At 32.1% G+C, this 19,791-nt stretch carries 22 protein-coding genes; 17 read left to right on the forward strand and 5 right to left on the reverse strand.

Going from position 1 to position 19,791, the window contains the following annotated elements; genetic code table 11:
- Positions 1–1,282: 1,282 nt before the first annotated feature.
- Positions 1,283–2,053: an RNA polymerase sigma factor gene (locus ES045_RS05190; protein ID WP_147113469.1), complete on the reverse strand. Its 771-nt coding sequence runs from the start codon at positions 2,051–2,053 to the stop codon at positions 1,283–1,285.
- A 397-nt stretch (positions 2,054–2,450) separates the two neighbouring features.
- Between ES045_RS05190 and hflK the strand changes: the two genes are divergently transcribed.
- Both hflK and hflC read left to right on the forward strand, forming a co-directional pair.
- On the forward strand, positions 2,451–3,437 hold the full coding sequence (gene hflK, locus ES045_RS05195; protein ID WP_147113472.1) for an FtsH protease activity modulator HflK: 987 nt from the start codon (positions 2,451–2,453) through the stop codon (positions 3,435–3,437).
- Entirely contained in the window at positions 3,427–4,362 is a 936-nt protein-coding gene (gene hflC / locus ES045_RS05200) for a protease modulator HflC (RefSeq protein ID WP_147113477.1), read from the forward strand. Before hflK ends, hflC begins: the two co-directional genes overlap by 11 nt.
- 333 nt (positions 4,363–4,695) lie before the next feature.
- Here hflC and ES045_RS05205 read toward each other — a convergent pair whose 3' ends face one another.
- The 4 genes from ES045_RS05205 to ES045_RS05220 form a co-directional block, all read right to left on the reverse strand.
- Entirely contained in the window at positions 4,696–6,456 is a 1,761-nt protein-coding gene (locus tag ES045_RS05205; protein ID WP_147113480.1) for an APC family permease, read from the reverse strand.
- 79 nt (positions 6,457–6,535) lie between these two features.
- Positions 6,536–7,012: a hypothetical protein gene (locus ES045_RS05210; protein WP_147113483.1), complete on the reverse strand. Its 477-nt coding sequence runs from the start codon at positions 7,010–7,012 to the stop codon at positions 6,536–6,538.
- An 87-nt stretch (positions 7,013–7,099) separates the two neighbouring features.
- Positions 7,100–8,170, reverse strand: a complete 1,071-nt coding sequence (locus ES045_RS05215; RefSeq protein WP_147113486.1) for a response regulator — start codon at positions 8,168–8,170, stop codon at positions 7,100–7,102.
- 4 nt (positions 8,171–8,174) lie between these two features.
- Complete coding sequence (locus ES045_RS05220; RefSeq protein ID WP_147113489.1) at positions 8,175–9,815, reverse strand: PAS domain-containing sensor histidine kinase; 1,641 nt, start codon at positions 9,813–9,815, stop codon at positions 8,175–8,177.
- 183 nt (positions 9,816–9,998) lie between these two features.
- Between ES045_RS05220 and ES045_RS05225 the strand changes: the two genes are divergently transcribed.
- The 15 genes from ES045_RS05225 (at position 9,999) to ES045_RS05295 (ending at position 19,790) form a co-directional block, all read left to right on the forward strand.
- Positions 9,999–11,102, forward strand: coding sequence for a zinc-dependent alcohol dehydrogenase family protein (locus tag ES045_RS05225; protein WP_223267188.1), 1,104 nt, complete (start codon positions 9,999–10,001; stop codon positions 11,100–11,102).
- Between the two features lie 71 nt (positions 11,103–11,173).
- Complete coding sequence (locus tag ES045_RS05230) at positions 11,174–11,890, forward strand: peroxiredoxin (protein WP_147113492.1); 717 nt, start codon at positions 11,174–11,176, stop codon at positions 11,888–11,890.
- Positions 11,891–11,911: 21 nt separating this feature from the next.
- Positions 11,912–12,115 carry a DUF2892 domain-containing protein gene (locus tag ES045_RS05235; RefSeq protein ID WP_147113494.1) on the forward strand — a complete coding sequence of 68 codons (204 nt, stop codon included), beginning with the start codon at positions 11,912–11,914 and terminating at the stop codon, positions 12,113–12,115.
- Between the two features lie 39 nt (positions 12,116–12,154).
- Entirely contained in the window at positions 12,155–12,370 is a 216-nt protein-coding gene (locus ES045_RS05240; protein WP_317131299.1) for an SHOCT domain-containing protein, read from the forward strand.
- A 113-nt stretch (positions 12,371–12,483) separates the two neighbouring features.
- A complete protein-coding gene (locus ES045_RS05245; RefSeq protein WP_147113497.1) occupies positions 12,484–12,951 on the forward strand; it encodes an OsmC family protein in 468 nt (155 codons plus the stop codon).
- Positions 12,948–13,154: a hypothetical protein gene (locus ES045_RS05250; protein ID WP_147113500.1), complete on the forward strand. Its 207-nt coding sequence runs from the start codon at positions 12,948–12,950 to the stop codon at positions 13,152–13,154. The genes ES045_RS05245 and ES045_RS05250 overlap by 4 nt, the downstream gene beginning before the upstream one ends.
- Positions 13,155–13,245: 91 nt before the next feature.
- On the forward strand, positions 13,246–13,560 hold the full coding sequence (locus ES045_RS05255; protein WP_147113503.1) for an HPF/RaiA family ribosome-associated protein: 315 nt from the start codon (positions 13,246–13,248) through the stop codon (positions 13,558–13,560).
- Between the two features lie 448 nt (positions 13,561–14,008).
- A complete protein-coding gene (gene atpD, locus ES045_RS05260; RefSeq protein WP_223267189.1) occupies positions 14,009–15,454 on the forward strand; it encodes a F0F1 ATP synthase subunit beta in 1,446 nt (481 codons plus the stop codon).
- Positions 15,455–15,467: 13 nt separating this feature from the next.
- Positions 15,468–15,857 carry a F0F1 ATP synthase subunit epsilon gene (locus ES045_RS05265; RefSeq protein ID WP_147113509.1) on the forward strand — a complete coding sequence of 130 codons (390 nt, stop codon included), beginning with the start codon at positions 15,468–15,470 and terminating at the stop codon, positions 15,855–15,857.
- A 4-nt stretch (positions 15,858–15,861) separates the two neighbouring features.
- Complete coding sequence (locus ES045_RS05270) at positions 15,862–16,182, forward strand: AtpZ/AtpI family protein (protein WP_147113512.1); 321 nt, start codon at positions 15,862–15,864, stop codon at positions 16,180–16,182.
- Positions 16,175–16,489 (forward strand): ATP synthase subunit I, encoded by a 315-nt coding sequence (locus ES045_RS05275; protein ID WP_147113515.1) that lies wholly within the window; start codon positions 16,175–16,177, stop codon positions 16,487–16,489. Before ES045_RS05270 ends, ES045_RS05275 begins: the two co-directional genes overlap by 8 nt.
- Positions 16,479–17,180, forward strand: coding sequence for a F0F1 ATP synthase subunit A (locus ES045_RS05280; protein ID WP_147113518.1), 702 nt, complete (start codon positions 16,479–16,481; stop codon positions 17,178–17,180). Before ES045_RS05275 ends, ES045_RS05280 begins: the two co-directional genes overlap by 11 nt.
- Positions 17,181–17,191: 11 nt before the next feature.
- Positions 17,192–17,461: a F0F1 ATP synthase subunit C gene (locus tag ES045_RS05285; protein ID WP_147113521.1), complete on the forward strand. Its 270-nt coding sequence runs from the start codon at positions 17,192–17,194 to the stop codon at positions 17,459–17,461.
- A gap of 6 nt (positions 17,462–17,467) precedes the next feature.
- Positions 17,468–18,265 (forward strand): F0F1 ATP synthase subunit B, encoded by a 798-nt coding sequence (locus ES045_RS05290; RefSeq protein ID WP_147113523.1) that lies wholly within the window; start codon positions 17,468–17,470, stop codon positions 18,263–18,265.
- Positions 18,252–19,790, forward strand: a complete 1,539-nt coding sequence (locus ES045_RS05295) for an alternate F1F0 ATPase, F1 subunit alpha (protein ID WP_147113526.1) — start codon at positions 18,252–18,254, stop codon at positions 19,788–19,790. Before ES045_RS05290 ends, ES045_RS05295 begins: the two co-directional genes overlap by 14 nt.
- The last annotated feature ends 1 nt before the right edge of the window (position 19,791 follow it).

Below are 19,791 nucleotides of genomic sequence, written 5' to 3' on the forward strand. Positions count from 1 at the left end.
TTAATGAATAAGTTTCAAAAGAATTTACATTATTTAACTAATGTGGTTATTCTACTCTTTGTTTACGCTGTCAATTTCAATATTTTCAATGAACTTTTAGAATCTCAATCTCTTGTATTTAAACAAGCAATGTGAACCCTAATTTGTAGAAATGTTAGAATCGAACTAACTGACCTTTTAATAGCCATTCCCAAAATCTCTCTGATCGTTTTTGCTGTTTCCCTTAGCGGCTGCAAATATAGAACTTATTCTAAACCTGACAAGAAAAAAATAAACTATTTTAATCTCTTTTTAATCCGCTAAAAACTGAACTTTACTACCCAAAATTTCGGACTGCAAACATACAAGCTTTTATAACCACAAACCTAATAAAAAATGATAAATAAATTTAATCCTTAAACTAAAAATAAAACCACCTAAAACCTTTCTATTGAAGCTAATAAATAACTGAAAACAACTCTCTCAATGAACGAAACTAACAAACTAATATTCCTGTTAGCGGGTGCAAACTTACAACACCTTTTTAATATCTCAACTGTTTTTTTTGCCTTTTTTTAAATTGTTTTTTTAATATAACTTAAATCATTGAAAATATGGGGGTTATCGTGGGGCTGTTTCTCTTTTTTTTATGAATTATTAATCTTACTTCTTTGTTCTGTTTACTATTTCCTTTTTTAACAAAAGGAAATAAAGGTTTACATATTAGTTTTAATGGATTGTAACTGCCAGTTTGATTATCTTTTTATCTGATATAAAGGTTTTATAAGGACGGTCTTACGCAAACAAACTGTGTTAGGGATTGAAACGGCATCCTTTCTTGTAAGTGAATTACAAATTGATCCTCTCAAAAACAAACGTTAAAGCCTTTATGAACTATATACTGAAACAAGTCCTGCACAAGAAAGATACAGTGTAAAGCCCGACCTTTTTTTACTAGTACTAATTAAACTACTATTTATTTATAAATTTCAGATGTCTTTAAATAAAGAAAAACTAAAAAAAAAGGAAACACCAAAACTCTTATTGTAGCTTTTTCGCTTACATTTTAATGATGATAGATTGATTTTACTTTTTTCAATTACTTATTCTAGAGGCATGGTGTTTTATTTTTTCAATAAAAACAGTATTACTATTGTTGATTAAAGACAGTGCGTAAAGTTTTAATCTCAAAATTCTTTTTAAAAGCTGTTTAATAAAAATAAATCGATATGATTCTTTACATCTTATTGTTAACTCCTTCTATTTTAAAATAATGGATATTGTCTATTTACAAACAGGAACATTAATTTATGCTATATCTGTTGAAGAAACTTACTTGCAATGCTTTTTTTGTATCTTTTAAAAGTTGTGTAACTTCTTCTAGTGTAATGTTTCTTATTTCTGCAATTTCTTTTAGCTCTAAATGTTGATTTGTATATAGTTCAAAAACGGTACGCATTGCCAACGGTAAATTATGTAATACCAATGCTATATGACTTTGAATTTCTTCGTTATTTAAATTTTTGTCAATTTTTTCGATTAATGCTTTCTCTATATTTTCTACAAATACGTGGTTTAATACATAATTATTATGATGGCAAGAGATATCGTCTAATTCGTCAATCATTAGTAAATCTCCTCCACCATCGACACTATATTTTTCTTGCATTTCATCCCACTCGGGTTTTGAATAATCATCAATATTTTTAAAGAAAAGCTCGTCAAATTCTTCTTCAACAAGAGCATCATCTAATAATTCGTCTGTCTTTTTGTAAAGCCATATATAAAATTCATCTTCATTAGAGAAGTTTTCTATATGCTCATAAGTTTCAATAAATAGTTGATCTATAAAATCATTTGGAGAAAACTTATCTTTCGGGAAATTACTTTTTTGTATCGCTGTTTGAATTCTTTTAATAATGTACTTTCTTACATCAGGCACTATTTCTAAGAGTACATCATAGAATGGAACGTCAAAATTTTCTTGCTTGAGCTTAATAAGGTTGGGTAGTTTTTGATTTATAGAGATGCGGAGTTCTTTTCGAATCTCTAAATGGGTAGCCAAATTATTCATATACTTCTTATTTTAGTGTTGAATGAGACTGTAAAGATGCAACGACATGGGTTGTCATAAAATGATATGGGTCAGTGTATAAAAAAAGACTGCTTTATATCCTTTTAATTTTAAAAAATAAACGGATTTAACTGATCTATATCAGCTCCTATGTTAATGCCAAAACGTATCTTCGCGGTATCGTTAATAAAATTAGTTTGTACACAATATAAAGGGCAGCCTCTTAAAGAGTAATCTTCTTTAAAAATCTATAAAAATGCTATAGTTACGGCGTTTTTAACCGATATAAATTGACATAGAAACAATAGTATCTTCATAGGAAACGGGAAATATAAACTTCTCGTTTTGGTTTAACGAATTCCAATTATCACCCATAAATTTTAATAAAGAAACAAAAATGAATAAATCAGAATTAAATCTACCACCAGAATTAAAAAAAGCACTTAAATACTGGCAGCTTATTGTTACATCACTGTTTTTAGTGCTCATCTTATGGTCTTCGATTTTTCAGATAAGTACTGAAGAAGTAGGCGTTATTACTCGATTTGGTAAATATGTGAGACAAGTAGAACCAGGATTGAATTTTAAAATACCCTTCGCTGAGGATGTGTACAGAGTTCCGGTAGAAAGACAACAAAAACTAGAATTTGGTTTTCGAACCGGTAATACGGGAACAAACAGTAAATATAGCAGATCTTCTAGTACAAAAGATGAATCTTTGATGCTTACCGGTGATCTTAATCTCGCAGAAGTACAATGGGTTGTACAATATAGGGTTGATGATGCTTATAAAAACCTTTTTAAAGTAAGAAACCCTCAAAGTACATTGCGTATTATTTCTGAGGCTGCGATGCGGCAAATTGTGGGAGATCGAACAGTAAATGAAGTACTTACTGTTGGTCGTACCGAAATAGCAAGTGAGTTAGAAAAACTTATTCAACAAATATGTAGAGAATATTCTATGGGTTTAAAAATAGAGCAAGTAGTGCTTCAAGACGTTAACCCACCAGAGCCGGTAAAAGCAGCTTTTAATGCTGTAAATGAAGCGCAGCAAGAAAAGGAAACATTGATTAATCAAGCAAAATCTGAATATAATAAAGTAATCCCTAAAGCAAGAGGTCAAGCAGAAGAAACAATTCAGCAAGCAAAAGGATATGCCGCTGAGCGTGTAAATAATGCCGATGGTGAAGCCGCCAGATTCACGGCACTATTTAATGAATTTATTAAGTCACCTGGGGTAACAAAAAGAAGAATTTACCTTGAAACAATGTCGAATGTGCTACCCAAAATAGGAAACGTAGTTATCACAGACCAAGAAGGAAGTAACGTGTTACCATTATTACAAATGCAGATGAACAAAAAAACAGCAAACAATGAAAACTAAATCTATATTAATTACAATATCCGCCGTTATCATTCTTATAGGTTTAAATAGCAGTATTTTTATCGTAGAAGAAAAAGACCAAGTAGTTATCACTCAGTTTGGAAAGCCAGTTGGAGAAGCAATTGTTACCCCTGGTATGTACTTTAAACTGCCTTTAATACAAGATGCTAATTATTTTGAAAAACGCTATATGGAATGGAATGGTGCCCCGAATCAAGTACCTACCAAGGATAAAAAATTTATTTTTGTAGATACTTATGCCAGATGGCAAATCACAGATCCGCTTCAATTTTTTAAAAGGTTAACAAATGAACGAGGAGCGCAATCTCGTATAGATGATATTCTAGATGGTGATACACGAAATTTTATTGCAAATAATGATATCGAAGAAACGGTACGCACAAGTAATAGAATACCTGAATCATCTGATACTGAAATTATTGGAGATTCCTTAGCAAAGATTTATGTTGGTCGTGATAAAATTCAACAAATGATATTAAAATCGGCTAATAAACAAACAGCAGACTTGGGAATTAAAATACTCGATTTTAGATTTAAGCGTATAAACTACGTTCAAGAAGTACAAGATCAAGTTTTTGAACGAATGAAAAGTGAACGTTTTCGAATTGCTGATAAATTTCGTTCTGAAGGACAAGGAGAAGCTTCACGTATAAATGGAGAGAAGGAAAGAGAACTTAAAAACATACAATCTCTTGCTTTTAGAGATGCTGAAATGATTAAAGGTAAGGCAGACGCAACTGCGGCAGCAATTTATGCAAAAGCTTATGATAAGTCTAATGCATCGAGAAAGCTTTATGGCTTTTTAAAATCGATGGAAACTTTTGAGAAAACTTTCGATGAAAAAACATCTATTTTTATTTCAACAGACAGCGAATTATATAAATACCTGAAAAAGATGAATTAATTTTCTTTAAAAAAAAATCATTTTTAAAAAAATCAAATATACCCTATTGACTTAGGTTATTTTATATATTTAGAATCTAAATATATTTAAAGTATACTTGAGAAAAGAAGTTTTAATTGAATAGATAAACAATAATACAACTAGAAAAATCGCTCTTCAATTGGGGGATTGAGTTGGTATGATATTGAACATTCATACCTATAGAAACTGGAAGTTTTAAGACTTCCAGTTTTTTACAGTTAAGCTTCAATTATTCTTAGAGTATAAGAAATAAGTAGCCATCGCTTCTAAATTAAAGCAACATTTACTTTTAGAAATAAGCTTAAACTCTAATTAAATGATGAGTCTTACACCTCCCAGTTCTTCAATTTTATAAGGAAAACGATTGCCAGGAGATCCAATAAACATAAAGTTAATTGGAATGTTCCAATCTTTTGATAATTTATTAATTAACTCTGGACCAAAATTTTCATTAAGCTCTATAAATTCAATTTTAATTAAAGGATATTCTCTATCAACCACATTAACATCATTTCTAAATTGTTTTGTAATCTCATTTCCATTTTTAAGTGCGGTTACAATTTTTAATTTTTTAGTATGTTCATTCTTTTGAATATATAACATAACTTTATTTAATGTTTCTACATCATCATCTTTAGTGAAATAAACAAACTCTTGAGAATTAATGGTATCAATTACAGAAAGCAATTTTTTATCTGTCTTTAATACAAACTTTCTAAAAGGATCGAAAACAGCGTGTATTATTTTTAATACTAGTTTCAATAATATTATTCTGTTGAGCATTACCACAATAAAAATAATTGCCGGAATAAAATATTCAAGAAATACTGTTAAATTACTAGGAACACCTGCTGCTGGTTGCATGATAATATTTCCTACCAAAGCAAAAACAACAGCGGTAATAGCTACTATTATAGCAAACCAACTCGCTTTTTCTGGGCGCGGCAAACTATTTCTCTTCACTTTTAACAATATGTTTCCTATTCCAAAGAGTGCCATTACAGATAAAAAAGAGATTGTGTAAACGCCAGCTAAAACTTTTACATCTCCTTTGGTTATTAATAATACAGATATGGTTAAGAGTAAGAAAACAATAATAATACGATACGAACTTCCTTTTTTGTTTTTCTTTAAAAAATATTGTGGTAAAACACGATCGAGAGCCATACGTTCTAATAAACCAGAAACCCCAATAAAACTAGTAAGTACAGCACCGCTAAGCACTAAAAAGGCATCAATAGCTATTACTATAGCTAACCAATTACCACCTACATGAGATGCCATTTCAATTAACAGTGTATTTTGATAAGCATCACTTTGTAACAGCGGTATTGCAAATAATGAAAGCGCAAACAATGCTGCTAACGGATTAATAATACTCACTACAATCCACATATTTTTTAATGTTTTTGGAAACACTCCTTTTTGTTGTTCTTCTACAAAATTAGCTGAACTTTCGAAACCAGAAACACCTAACATAGAAGCTGCAAACCCTAGAAAAATAGCATTAGTGATACTACCGCCTGTGGTTGGTAAATGCCAATTTTCTATAAATATTTCAAAACCACTATTTAAAATAAAGTAAATAATAAAAACACTAAGTACTGCAAAAGATGTTAAATGAAAAATAAAAATACTAATAGCTACCTTGGCAGATTCTGAAACACCGCCAATAGTTAAAACTCCGAAAAGGCTTAGCAGAATTATAGTTGCAACTATTATTGGAATTGCGGGAATTAAATGATGTAAATAATGAATGGCTTCGTTTGCAGAAATAACAGCCGTGGCCATATAAGATAATATTGTTAGTGTGGCTGCAAAAGACGCCATAGATTTGCTTGTTGTATTTAATAATGCATTGTAGGCACCCCCATTTAAAGGCAACGCACCAACTACTTCACCATATATTTTTCTAAACAGAAAAAGTACTAGAGAAACAATAAGTAGTGTAACCCAAGCATATTGGCCAGCAAAAGCAATTGCTAGCGCAGAAACATATAATACAGATGAACTAATATCATTTCCGCTTATAGCTGTTGCAGCTAAAACAGAAAGTTTCTTGTTTTTTTTCATGCGGTTTCTTTCTTAAGTTTCATCTGTTTTTAGAATGGCTACATTATTTGTAAACAAAAATATGGGTTCGTATTATTTATCATTCGATTAGTATTGGTGCTATAATATCTAACACACTACTTTCTCCTCGAATAATTAAACAATAATGGTTGTTTTTTAATGCCGTTAAATAAGTATTTATGTTGTCTTTTTTTATTCCTAAGCCTCTTAATATTCCTGAAATACCTGTAGATAGTGAAGCTAGTTCCTTTTCATCAACTTTATTAAGAAATGTGGGTGTTAAATGACCTGAAATAAATAAAGAACCAATCTCAGGATTATGGAAATACCCAAACTGAAACTCCTTACCCAAAATAGCACTTAATTCTTTTTTTATAACGATTGTAGAATTTTTAAGCTCTTTTGTATTCGTAGGAAGTTTACCTAAGATAGATAATTGAAGCGCATTATTACTTTTTTGATCAATATGCCTTAATACTATCTCTATTTTTGATAAACTTTGATAGCTTTTTATGATGAATAGCTTTTTAGGTGTTTTATGTTCTTTAAAAGACATGCTACAAATATTAATTTAGTTTTTATGCTTCGCTAAATTAATGGTAACATTTCTCTTGTTCAATGACGCAGGTCAATTGCTTTCGTTTTATCCAAACAGCGCAATATCCTCTAATTTTTTTTTATCTTCAATACTAATTTCTCTATGAGCGCCAATAGTTATTAATCGTTCCTCTTTAAAATCTGTTAACATTCTAATAGTAGTTTCCGTAGCTGTGCCAGTAAGGCTTGCTAAATCTTCTCTTGAGATATTAATTCCTTTATTTTTAGAGTTATTTAATATTTCATTTTTAGATAAATTTAATAGCACTTTTGCTAACCGTTGTTTAACTGTGGCAAATGCCATGTTTACAAGTTGTTCTTGAAGATCAATGAGGTCATTAGAAATCATCCTAATAAATTTACTTGAAATAAGCTTGTCACCAAAAAGTAAAGATGTAAAATCGGTTTTAGGAATCTCTAAAATTTCTGCTTCTTCTAAAACGGTTGCAGTATCTATATAGGTACCTTTATTTGTGAGTAAAGAAAGCTGACCTATAAATTGCCCAGGGCCAAATATACCCGTAACTAAACATTTACCAGACTCTGTAGTTTTGTATGTTTTTACAGCTCCTTTTTGTAAAAAGTAAAGTGTATGTGCAGCATCACCTTCCATAAAAATTACGTCTTTTTTATGAAATTCTAAAACACTTCTGTCTTTAGAAAGACTGCCTATTCCTTCATGTATAGATACTTCATTAAAAAACTGATTGATGCCTTTAATATCATTAGAAAATTCCTTTTTAAGAATAGTATGTTTTTTAAGTCTAGCTGCAACAGCATTTAACAATTCATATTCTTCAAAAGGTTTTGTAAGGTAATCATCTGCACCTAAGTTCATTCCTTTTCTAACATCTATTTTTTCTGTTTTAGCGGTTAAGAAAATAAAGGGAGTACTGGCAGTTGTTTTGTCTTTGTTTAGTTGAAGTAATACATCATAACCGTTTAATTCTGGCATCATAATATCACAGATAATAATATCTGGTTTTGTAAGTTTTGCCATCGCAACACCTTTTTTTCCATTTTCTGCTGTGTAAACGTTATAATTAGCCAATTCTAATATTTCTGCGGTATTTTCTCTAACATCTTGGTTGTCTTCAATTAGAAGTATTTTTCTCATTGTTTTACAATTTAATAGGTTTTGGCAACTTCACTAAAAAAGTAGTGCCTATGTTTATTTTGCTCTTAAAATTAATGGAGCCATTCATAAGAGCTACGTATTGTTTTACAATATTTAGACCTAGACCTGTTCCTTCTATATTGTGTGCATTCTTTGCTCTAAAAAAACGGTCAAAGAGTTTGTCTTGTTCTTCTTCTGGGATGCCGATACCTTGGTCTTTAATTTCGAGAAAAATATGGTCACCACTTTCTGTAATATTAATATTGATATCTGTATTTTTTGGCGAATATTTAATGGCATTCGATACTAAATTTATTAAAATATGTCGGACTAATTTTGAATCGAGGTTTAATAAAACAGGAAGCTCTGGTGAAGAGAAAATGATGTTTTTCCCTATCTTTTTTGTCATAGATACCTCATCTATTAGTGTCTTAGAAAGCGTAACAAAATCAAACACCTCTTTATTTGCTATCACTTTTCCTTCTTCTAACTTACTTAGAGACAAGAAATCATTTAAAATAACTACTAAATGTTTTACATTGTTTTTTATTTGAGTTACATATTTCTCACGCTTTTGCTCTTTACCAACTTCATTTTGTCTACCAATAAGAATCGCGGAAGTTTGTATGGCACTTAATGGCGTTCTAAATTCATGTGATGCCATAGAGACAAATCTAGATTTTAGCTCGTTCAATTCTTGCTCTTTTTTTAATGCATCTTTAGCGTCTCTTTCTATTTTCTTGTGTTCTGTAATATTACTATATACAAACAAGGCACTAGAAATAACAGTAGTATCATCTAATAGCGGCGTCGTATCTACAGAGTAATATTTATTTCTATACGTAATTTCAAAACGAAGATGTTCTCCAGCAATCGTTTTTGAAATATCTTCTTTGAGTTTTGTTTTTTGTTCTTCAGAAAAAATAGCGATGTCATCTACATTGGTGTTCTCAACAATTATATTCTCTAAGCCTAAATTTATAATCGCTTCTCCTTCTATAAGTAGAATTTCTAAATTAGGTTTAAAAACAATAATAAACCCATTAGGAAAATTTTTGGCAATTGCAGAAGATAAAGATTTACTAGCTGCAGCACTTTTTTCTGCTTCTTTGGTTTCTTGTATTTGATCTTCGAGATTTAAATTAGAAGCAACCAATTTTTCAACCGTAGTAGTTAGTTCGTTCGTTCTTCGAGTCACTTTTTCTTCTAATTCTTCGGAATATGATTTTAGCTTAGATTGGCTAATTTTTAGTTTTTTTTCTGTTTTTTTCTGTTTTGAAGTATCTATAATAAAAGCGATCACAAATTGTTCGCCTTTTATAATGGTAGGACTTAAACTTATTTCTAATTGAAATTGAGATCCATTTTTTTTTAACCCCCATAAATCTAAATCTTGCCCCATTCGTCTTGCCTTGGGTTTGGCAATGTATCCTTCTCTATGGTTTTGATGATTTTTTTTGAATTTATTCGGAATAAGGTTTTCTACTTTTTGATTGATGAGCTCGCCTTTATTATAATCAAAGAGTTTTTCGCTAGCTGGGTTTGCTTTAATAATGATCCCTTCTACATCTACCACCAAAATACCTTCCACAGAAGATTGAAAGATGCTCTTAAAAAGGTCTATATCTTGTAATTGGTTGCTCACAGTTATTTTTTAGTTCTAAAAATTTTGAATCTACTTACAATCTACATCATTTAAAATGATCTAGGTCATGCTTTACTGATTTCATTTTCAATAATCTACAAACACTGATCTAAGTCATTTCAGTTGATCGCTTGTAGCTGTAGATTTGGTTTTATTAACAATATTTATTAAACTCTAGAAAAAATGTTAAACACACCAATTTCCTCGCAAAATAGTCCATCAAATAGTACTTCTACTAAAAACAAAACAACAATGAAAGGTCTTGTATATAATGGTCCTGGTAAAATAGAATGGAAAGAAGTATCGAAACCGGTTATTGAAAAACCAACAGATGCGCTTGTTAAAATAGTAAAGACCACTATTTGTGGTACAGACCTCGGTATTCTGCACGGCAAAACACCTAGCTGTAAACCTGGAACCACTTTAGGGCACGAAGGTATTGGTGTAATTGAAGAAGTTGGTACCTCTGTAAATAGCTTTAAAAAAGGAGACAAAGTAATTATATCTTGTATTACATCAGACGGTAGCTGTGAATATTGTAAGAAACAATTGTACTCTCATTGTGAAGATGGTGGCTGGATATTAGGGCACCTTATAAATGGTACACAAGCAGAATATGTTCGAATTCCGCATGCAGATAATAGTCTGTATGCAGTTCCCGAAGGAGTAGATGAGGAGGCCTTAGTTATGTTAAGTGATATTCTTCCTACAGGTCATGAAATTGGCGTAATTAATGGTTGTGTAAAACCAGGTGACACCATTGCTATTGTAGGAGCAGGACCTATTGGAATGTCTGCTTTACTTACCGCACAGTTCTATTCTCCAGCTAAAATTTATATGATAGACCTAGATGAAAACAGATTAGAACTGGCTAAAAAATTAGGAGCTACACATACCATTAATTCAGGCTCAGAAGATGCTGTAAAAAAAATAATGTTAGCAACAAAAGATGGTGTTGATGTGGCTATAGAAGCTGTTGGTGCTGCTGCTACGTTTGGTATTTGTCAGAATATTATTCGCCCTGGTGGTCATATTGCTAACATAGGTGTATTTGGGCATAGCGTAGACCTAGAAATTCAAAAATTATGGATTAAAAACATCACTATTACTATGGGACTGGTAAACACCAACACCACACCAATGTTACTAAAAACAGTTGCCTCTGGAAAAATACAGCCAGAAAAGTTAATCACGCACCGTTTTAAATTGAATGAAATAATTAAAGCTTATGAGGTGTTTGGCAATGCAGCCAAAGAAAAGGCGTTAAAAATAATACTAACTAATTAATAGTAATTAAAAAAAGGAAACAATTCCTTTGAAAAAAATATTTACAAAAATAAATAATAAACAAAATAATAATGGAAGAAAATCAAGAACAAGGAATCAATAGCATACCCAGAATAGGAGATAAAGCTCCTAAATTTAAAGCGGTTACAACACAAGGAAATATTAATTTCCCAGAAGACTATGCAGGAAAATGGGTTATCCTTTTTAGCCATCCAGCAGATTTTACACCTGTTTGTACTTCAGAATTTATAACGTTTGCACATCTAGAAAGTAAGTTTAATAAAGCCAATTGTCAATTAGTTGGTCTATCTATTGATGGTTTATACAGCCATATTGCTTGGTTGCGAACCATTAAGGAAAAGATTGAATTTAATGGAATGAAAAATGTTGAAGTCAAGTTTCCTTTAATTGAAGATATTTCAATGGAAGTTGCCGAAAAATACGGAATGGTACAACCCAACGAAAGCAAAACGCAAGCAGTAAGAGCGGTGTTTTTTATTGACCCAAACGGAATCGTTAGAGCTCTTATATACTATCCTCTAAGTTTAGGTAGAAATTTTGATGAAATTTATAGAGCATTAATTGCAATGCAAACAGCAGATGCCTTTAATGTAGCCACACCAGCAGATTGGAATCCTGGTGATGATGTAATTGTTTCACCTGCTGGATCTTGTGGTGTTGCAGAAGAAAGAATGACTTCCAAGAATGAATTGGACTGTAAAGACTGGTTTTTCTGTACTAAAAAATTAGATAAAGATGAAGTTCTAAGAGCTATTTTAAAAAAATAAACCAAATAAAATAAAATCATTATGAAAAAAAATATGGGGCTACCAGATAGAATTACGAGAATAATATTGGCTACCATTCCTCCTGTTTTAGTATTTACAGATATTATATCAGGTACTTTTGCAATGGTATTATTAACGCTAACAGGTGTTTTTCTTGTTACAAGTTTATTTAGTTTTTGTCCAATCTATGCTCTTTTTAGAATAAGAACAAAGAAAAAATTATGAATAAAAAATAGTATTAGACTAACATTTAAAAATTAAGTTATGATGAATTATGAATATTATAATTTTTGGGGAATGCACTTAATATGGTGGTTTCTTTGGGTAATTGTCTTGTTTTGGGTTTTTGCAACACCTTATAACATACCTGGTCAAAGAACAAAAAGAGATACACCATTAGACATCTTAAAGAAGCGTTTTGCAGCAGGAGAAATAAATAAAGAAGAGTTCTTAGAAAAGAAAAAAATGATTGAAAGCTAATTTATTAAAATTTAAAATCTAGCAATAGTATTGAAAATTTTTGGCTTGAATTTACCTAAAATTTTAAATATTTTTAATACTTCAAAATAAAAAAACCTTTAAATAAACAAAAAATGGAAACTCACTATTATAATGTAAACATAAATTGGAAAAACAGCCGTAAAGGCATTATGTGTTCTCCAGAATTAAATAAGAAAAATGATGTTTGTATTGAAGTTGCAACACCACCAGAATTTCCAAAAGGAATGGAAGGTATTTGGTCTCCAGAACATTTATTTGTAGCGGCTGTTAGTGGTTGTTTAATGACCACTTTTTTAGCCATTGCCGAAAACTCTACACTTAGCTTTGAAAGCTTTAGTTGTAAGGCAAAAGGAAAAATGGAAAAGGTTGATTATAAATTAATGATCACCGAAATATTACTTGAACCTACCGTTGTAATTAATAATAAAGATTTTAGAGATAAAGCAATTCGGGTTTTAAAAAAAGCAAAAGATGCTTGTTTAATATCTAATTCCATTGTCTCAAAAGTAATTATGGAAACAACTATTGAAGTAAAACCTATTTTAATTGAAAAAAAATGAAAACCATAATAGAACTAGAAAAAAAGATTACAAGTATTACTGCTAAAATTCATAGCGAATACCCAGAGTTGTCTAAGTACATCACAGAAATACCAGTAAACAATCTTGAAGGAAATGACGTAAATATAAAGAACCTTCAAGATTATTATGATTCTTTAGAAGAAATTCTAAATAATTATGCTCACACACATAAACAGGAATAAAGAACAGGTAATTCTTTATTCTTTAAATGTTATGTTGTAAAATTTAAATCATCAGAATACTTTAAAAGTAATTTATAAACAAAATACAATTATGAAAATTCAATTTAATACAGACAAAACGATAAGCGGAAATGAAAAAGGTGAGAGTTATTTTACAAACCTAATAGCAGAAGGACTAAAAAATAATGAGTCTCATATTACAAGAGTAGAAGTATATCTATCCGATGAAAACGGGAAAAAAGAAGGGCTTCATAATATGCGATGTTTGCTGGAAGCAAGAATTGAAGGCAGACAACCTTTAGCCGTTTCATGTAAGGCAGACACCCTAGAGTTAGCAATCTCAGGAGCCATTGATAAACTTACCTCTTCTTTAGAAACAATTTTAGGACGCCTACAAAGTCATTAGAAAACTATTTAATCAAAAACCAATTCTCAGAGGCTCTGCCTCAATCTTGCCTGCAGAAAAGTTAGGGTTTCTAGTGAAACTGCCATTTATTAGAAGGCAGGAATCTAAAATATAGGTTTTTTTTTCTTATTTTATAAATTAAAAATGAAAACACCAAAAAACATAGGTCTCTCAAAGTTTATGTAACCTTATTTCACAAGTTAAAACAAAGAAATAAAAGTTATTCGACATATTTTATTTTCTTTAAAGCTTAACCTGATGAATATCATTATTTACCCTAACCCCCTACCCTACCTTTACTTTTCAAAGATTAATTTTAACATAGATGTATTAGAGATAATTATTTGTTACCCTACTAAGAGTTTTTGTTAAATCAACTTAAACCTTATATAAAAAATAACATTTAACCTCTAAAATTTTAGTAATCATCAAGCCAATTAATAGCAAAGTGAAAAACGAATCAAATATAGGTAAAGTAACAAGCATCCGCGGTAGCGTTGTAGATGTCTGGTTTCAGGAAGATTTACCCGCGATAAATACCTTGTTACTTACAGGAAAAAACAAGAAAATTAAAATTGAGATTTTTAATCAGCTTGACACTAATCATGTTCGTGGTATTGCATTAACTCCTACGCAAGGTTTGGCACGTGGAATGGCAGTAACATCAACAGGTAAAGAACTTTTAGTACCCGTTGGTAAAAGTATTTTAGGCCGTATGTTTGATGTATTCGGAAACCCAATCGATCACAAAGGAGCGCCAACAGATGTAACGTGGAAATCTATACATCAACTACCGCCACCGTTGTCAAAACGGGCAACCAAGTCTGAAATTTTTATAACAGGTATAAAAGCTATAGATGTTCTAATGCCTTTAGAGCGCGGTGGTAAAGCTGGTTTGTTTGGCGGTGCAGGAGTGGGTAAAACAGTTTTGCTTACCGAAATTATTCACAATATGGTGGGCACTGATGACGGTGTAAGTATGTTTTGTGGTATTGGAGAACGTTGCCGCGAAGGAAACGAACTATATAACACCATGAAGGACGAAAATCTTTTAAAGGATATGGTGCTTTTATTTGGACAAATGAATGAACCACCTGGAGCACGTTTTAGAGTAGGACATGCAGCACTTACAATGGCAGAATATTTTCGGGATGAAGAACATAGAGATGTATTGTTATTGATTGATAATATTTTTAGATTCATACAAGCAGGTATGGAAGTCTCTGGTTTAATGGGGCAAATGCCTTCTCGATTAGGGTATCAGCCAACAATGGGAACAGAATTGGCAGAACTACAAGAGCGTATCGCCTACACAAATACAGGTGCTATTACCTCTATACAAGCCGTTTATGTGCCTGCAGATGATTTAACAGATCCGGCTGCTGTGCATACATTCTCACATCTTTCGGCATCTATTGCACTTTCAAGAAAAAAAGCCAGTGAAGGTTTATATCCTGCTATCGATTTGTTGCAATCCAATTCAAAAATGACCACTCCAGAAATTATTGGAGAAAGGCATTACAGATTATCACAGCAAATTCGAGAAACCCTTGCGCAATATGAAGAATTAAAAGATATTATTTCTATGTTGGGTATGGAGCAATTGTCTGTAAAAGACCGAAATGTGGTAAATCGTGCTAGAAAACTAGAACGCTTTCTAACACAACCTTTTTTCGCAACAGAACAATTTAGTGGTATTGAAGGCAAGCAGGTATGTTTAAATGATGCTTTAGAGGGGTGCGAACGTATTTTGGCAGATGAATTTAAGGACTATCCAGAAAGTGCTTTTTATATGATTGGTGCTATTGACGAACTTAAGAAACCAGAAAAGAACAATAAAATAGGTGAAAATAGTAAAAAATTAGCTTTAAAAGAGTCTGTAGTAACGCAATAGAAAATCTAAAAAAATGAATCTAAAAATATTGCTTCCGTATAAAATATTTGCCAATATAAAAGAAGTTAGTAGCGTAGTTATAGAAACCAGCGCAGGTTCTTTTGGTCTGTTGCCGCAACGATTAGATTGTGTTGCCGCATTAGTTCCTGGTATTCTAACTTATAAAATTAAAAACGAAAAGGAAATATATGTTGCTGTTGATGAAGGAGTACTCGTAAAAGCAGGAACAGAAGTATTGGTATCGGTACGCAATGCTTTTGGTGGCGCAGATTTAGGAAAATTGAACGAACTTATAAAAACAGATTTTAGCAATCAAGATAAAATGGAACGAGAAGTTAAAACTGTAATCGCAAAATTAGAAAGAGGCTTTGTTTACAGCTTTGATAAATTCCGTAATCATTAAAAAAATGAAACCTACTAAACCTGATAAAAAAGATGATTTTTTTAGCAACGAGATCTCTAAAAAAGAACATCGTAAGTTAAAAGCACTGCGAAATAAAAATTCAGTTTGGTTTGGTTTAGGATTGATGGGAATGGTCGGTTGGTCGGTTGCAATGCCTTCATTAGCAGGAGCCGCTTTAGGTGTTTGGTTAGATACATCTTATCCGCAATCATTTTCTTGGACGTTAACTTTGCTATTAGTAGGTATTATAACAGGAGGTATTATTGCTTGGTATTGGGTACTTAAAGAGGATAAAGAAATACATAAAGATAATAAAGATGAATAATATAGCAATAATGACATTAATTTTTTTAGCAGGCATCCTATTAGGAATTCTATTCTTTGGCGGACTCTGGTTTACTGTAAAGAAATCGGTAACCGCAAAAAGACCAGCACTTTTAATTATCAGTAGTTTTTTCTTACGAATAAGTATAACGGTTCTTGGGTTTTATCTGATAGGAGACAATGATTGGCAACGCTTTTTAGGATGTCTTCTTGGTTTTATTACTGCTAGGTTTATAGTACTTTATGTTACCAAATCAATACCTACAAAACAGTTAAGTTTAACTAAAAAAGAAATCCATGGAGCTTAGTCCTGATCAAACCATTTTTTGGGAATATGGTTTTATAACCATAAATCTAACCCTTGTTACTACTTGGGGCATTATGTTGTTGCTTATTGTTTCTGCTAAATTAATTACCAGAAAACTAAAAACTAATATTAAAATTTCTCGTTGGCAATGTTTTTTAGAAATGATTGTAACAGGTATTAATCAGCAAATAAAAGAAGTGGGTTTAAATAAACCTGAAGAATATATTGGTTTTATTGGTACGTTGTTTTTATTTATTGGAGTTTCTAATATTGGTATCATTTTTCCGGGATATACACCTCCAACAGCGTCACTTTCTACAACTGCGGCATTAGCATTGTGCGTGTTTTTAGCGGTGCCGTTTTATGGGATTGGTAAGCATGGAGTTTTAGGATACCTTAAATCTTTTTTACAACCCACTTGGATTATGCTTCCGTTTAATTTAATAGGCGAGGTTTCACGCACTTTGGCATTAGCCGTTCGTTTGTTTGGCAACGTTATGAGTGGTGGAATGATTATCGCAATATTATTAAGCATCTCACCGTTTATTTTCCCTGTTGTTATGAATTTACTAGGTTTACTAACAGGTACTGTACAAGCGTATATTTTTAGCATTCTTGCCACCGTTTATATTGCTGCGGCAGTTAGAAGTGGAAAAGAAAAAAATAAAACTAAAGAAATTATAACATCATAAATTATAAAAAAATGGATAGTATAACAGCAATAGCAATTACATCAATTATTACAGCAGGTCTTACAACAGCTATTGGCTGTATGATGCCTGCCATAGGAGAAGGTAAGGCAGTGTCATCTGCTCTAAATTCAATAGCACAACAACCCGATGCCGCACCAACCATTACCCGAACACTATTTGTTGGGTTGGCTATGATAGAATCTACAGCAATCTACTGTTTTGTAGTTGCTATGATCCTTATTTTTGCCAATCCGTTTTGGAATCACGTGTTAGCTAATTAATTAATCATGAAAATCGACTGGTTCACTGTAATAGCACAAGTGCTTAATTTTCTTATTCTTGTGTGGTTACTTAAAAAATTCCTTTATAAACCGATACTTAATGCGGTTAATGAACGTGAGAAAAAAATAAATGATGAATTGAGGGAGGCAGATGCCCAAAAAGCGGCTGCCGAGAAAGAGCAGGATACTTTCAAAAATAAAAACGCAGATTTTGAAAGCAAAAAATCTGCATTGCTTGATAAAGCCTTAGCCGATGCTAATATAGAGAAACGCCAATTGATAACAGCTGCAAGAGCAGCTGCTAAAGCCATTGGTTCTAATATGGTAAAAGCATTTAAGAAACAACAAGCACAAGATAAAAAAGAATTTACTCAAAACACACAAGAACAGGTTTTTATCATTACTCGAAAAGCATTGAAAGACATCGCTTCTGTAAGTATAGAAAAACAAACTACAGTTACATTTATCAAACACTTAAAAGTTTTGAGTACTAAGGAGAAGCAAGAGTTTTTAGATGCTTTTAAGACGAATGAAAATGCCATTTTAGTAAAAAGTGCTTTTAATCTAATTGCAAAACAAAAAAAGGAAATAACAGATGCCATCAACGAATTGTTAAACTCTAAAATAGTGTTGCAATTTAAAACAGTACCCGAATTAATAAGTGGCATTGAACTTTCAACGGATGGTTATAAAATGGCGTGGAGTTTCTCAGAATACCTCAACGCATTGCAGAAAAAAATATCCACAGAAATAAAAGAAAAAGATTTACCACAAACAGAAAAAACAACACATGCCAGTACTTGAAAATCATTTAGAAACCAGTTCATTTAGCAAAATAGCGCATGCAGTAGAAAACTTTAATTTTTCTATGCAACCTCGTGAAATTGGTTTGGTAATAAGCGTTTCAACAGGTATTGCCACCGTTTCTGGTCTTCCTAATGTTGGTTTTGAAGAATTGCTGCAATTTCAGAACGGCCTTTTTGGAATCGCATACAACCTAGATGAAGATGAAGTTGGCGTTATTCTCTTGGGTAAAAATTCGTTACTAAAAGCAGGAGATGAAGTGGAACGCACTGGCAGAGTCATGGATATTCCTGTAGGAAATGGTTTGATAGGACGGGTAATTAATCCTTTAGGACAGTCTTTGGATAATAAAGGCAGCGTTCATTATGAAAAACGTTTGCCAATTGAGCGTCCAGCACATGCTATTATGAATCGGAGCGCGGTATCTGTTCCATTGCAAACGGGAATAAAAGTGATTGATGCATTGATTCCTATTGGTCGTGGTCAGCGTGAATTGATTTTAGGAGATCGCCAAACTGGTAAAACGGCTATTGCAATTGATACAATTTTAAATCAACACGATAAAAACGTAATCTGTATTTATTGTGCTATTGGACAACGAGCATCGGCGGTAGCAAAAGTAATTGCCAACCTACAAGAAAAAGGCGCCATGGAGTATACCGTTGTTTTAGCAGCCGAAGGAAATGATTCTCCTGGGATTAAATACATTGCTCCTTATGCGGCAACCAGCATCGCAGAGTATTTCATGGAAAAAGGCAAAGATGTATTAATCGTTTACGATGATCTTACACATCACGCACGAGCCTACCGCGAATTATCTTTGTTATTGAGAAGACCTCCTGGGCGTGAGGCGTTTCCTGGAGATATTTTTTACATTCATTCTAGATTGTTAGAAAGGGCAACGCATTTAAATGACAAACTAAAAGGAGGTTCTATTACTGCTTTGCCTATTATTGAAACTGAAGCGCAAAATATATCATCCTATATTCCCACAAATCTAATTTCAATTACCGATGGGCAAATTTATTTGTCGCCAAAACTTTTTGAATTGGGTGTTTTACCTGCGGTAGATGTTGGTAAATCAGTATCCCGTGTGGGCGGTAAAGCTCAGTTAGCAGCTTATCGTTCTATTGCTAGATTGAAACTAGAGTTCGCACAATTTGAAGAACTAGAAACTTTTGCCCGTTTTGGGACACGACTTGATGAAAACACAGGAAAAACAATTGAACATGGCAAACGCATCCGTGAATGTTTAAAACAAGAAGAGCTTCAGCAATTAACTGCATCAGAACAAATTTTGGTACTTCTTTCTTTAAAAGAAGGACTTTTAGATTCGATTCCGATCGAAAAAATTAAGATGGCAGAAAATAGCTTACTCAAAAACAGTAAAACGATTCCAAGTGAAATACAAAAACGCATTATTTCGAATGAAAAATTAAGTGATGAAGACAGTAAAATGATTTTAAAATTCGCAGAGGAAATACTTGCGCCATTTCAAGAAAAACCGAATTCTAATCACAATTAAA

This window comes from Polaribacter sp. IC073, assembly GCF_007997075.1.
In the GTDB taxonomy this organism is placed as follows: Bacteria; Bacteroidota; Bacteroidia; order Flavobacteriales; family Flavobacteriaceae; genus Polaribacter.

Excerpts from the sequence above, each read along its gene's own strand:
- ES045_RS05265 (WP_147113509.1), top strand. The coding sequence starts at position 15,468 with ATGAATCTAAAAATATTGCTTCCGTATAAAATATTTGCCAATATAAAA.
- ES045_RS05250 (WP_147113500.1), top strand. The coding sequence starts at position 12,948 with ATGAAAACCATAATAGAACTAGAAAAAAAGATTACAAGTATTACTGCT.
- ES045_RS05295 (WP_147113526.1), top strand. The coding sequence starts at position 18,252 with ATGCCAGTACTTGAAAATCATTTAGAAACCAGTTCATTTAGCAAAATA.
- ES045_RS05215 (WP_147113486.1), bottom strand. The coding sequence starts at position 8,170 with ATGAGAAAAATACTTCTAATTGAAGACAACCAAGATGTTAGAGAAAAT.
- ES045_RS05280 (WP_147113518.1), top strand. The coding sequence starts at position 16,479 with ATGGAGCTTAGTCCTGATCAAACCATTTTTTGGGAATATGGTTTTATA.
- ES045_RS05270 (WP_147113512.1), top strand. The coding sequence starts at position 15,862 with ATGAAACCTACTAAACCTGATAAAAAAGATGATTTTTTTAGCAACGAG.
- ES045_RS05230 (WP_147113492.1), top strand. The coding sequence starts at position 11,174 with ATGGAAGAAAATCAAGAACAAGGAATCAATAGCATACCCAGAATAGGA.
- ES045_RS05285 (WP_147113521.1), top strand. The coding sequence starts at position 17,192 with ATGGATAGTATAACAGCAATAGCAATTACATCAATTATTACAGCAGGT.
- ES045_RS05190 (WP_147113469.1), bottom strand. The coding sequence starts at position 2,053 with ATGAATAATTTGGCTACCCATTTAGAGATTCGAAAAGAACTCCGCATC.
- ES045_RS05205 (WP_147113480.1), bottom strand. The coding sequence starts at position 6,456 with ATGAAAAAAAACAAGAAACTTTCTGTTTTAGCTGCAACAGCTATAAGC.
- ES045_RS05245 (WP_147113497.1), top strand. The coding sequence starts at position 12,484 with ATGGAAACTCACTATTATAATGTAAACATAAATTGGAAAAACAGCCGT.
- hflK (WP_147113472.1), top strand. The coding sequence starts at position 2,451 with ATGAATAAATCAGAATTAAATCTACCACCAGAATTAAAAAAAGCACTT.
- ES045_RS05255 (WP_147113503.1), top strand. The coding sequence starts at position 13,246 with ATGAAAATTCAATTTAATACAGACAAAACGATAAGCGGAAATGAAAAA.
- ES045_RS05275 (WP_147113515.1), top strand. The coding sequence starts at position 16,175 with ATGAATAATATAGCAATAATGACATTAATTTTTTTAGCAGGCATCCTA.
- ES045_RS05225 (WP_223267188.1), top strand. The coding sequence starts at position 9,999 with ATGTTAAACACACCAATTTCCTCGCAAAATAGTCCATCAAATAGTACT.
- ES045_RS05240 (WP_317131299.1), top strand. The coding sequence starts at position 12,155 with ATGATGAATTATGAATATTATAATTTTTGGGGAATGCACTTAATATGG.
- ES045_RS05210 (WP_147113483.1), bottom strand. The coding sequence starts at position 7,012 with ATGTCTTTTAAAGAACATAAAACACCTAAAAAGCTATTCATCATAAAA.
- ES045_RS05290 (WP_147113523.1), top strand. The coding sequence starts at position 17,468 with ATGAAAATCGACTGGTTCACTGTAATAGCACAAGTGCTTAATTTTCTT.
- hflC (WP_147113477.1), top strand. The coding sequence starts at position 3,427 with ATGAAAACTAAATCTATATTAATTACAATATCCGCCGTTATCATTCTT.
- ES045_RS05235 (WP_147113494.1), top strand. The coding sequence starts at position 11,912 with ATGAAAAAAAATATGGGGCTACCAGATAGAATTACGAGAATAATATTG.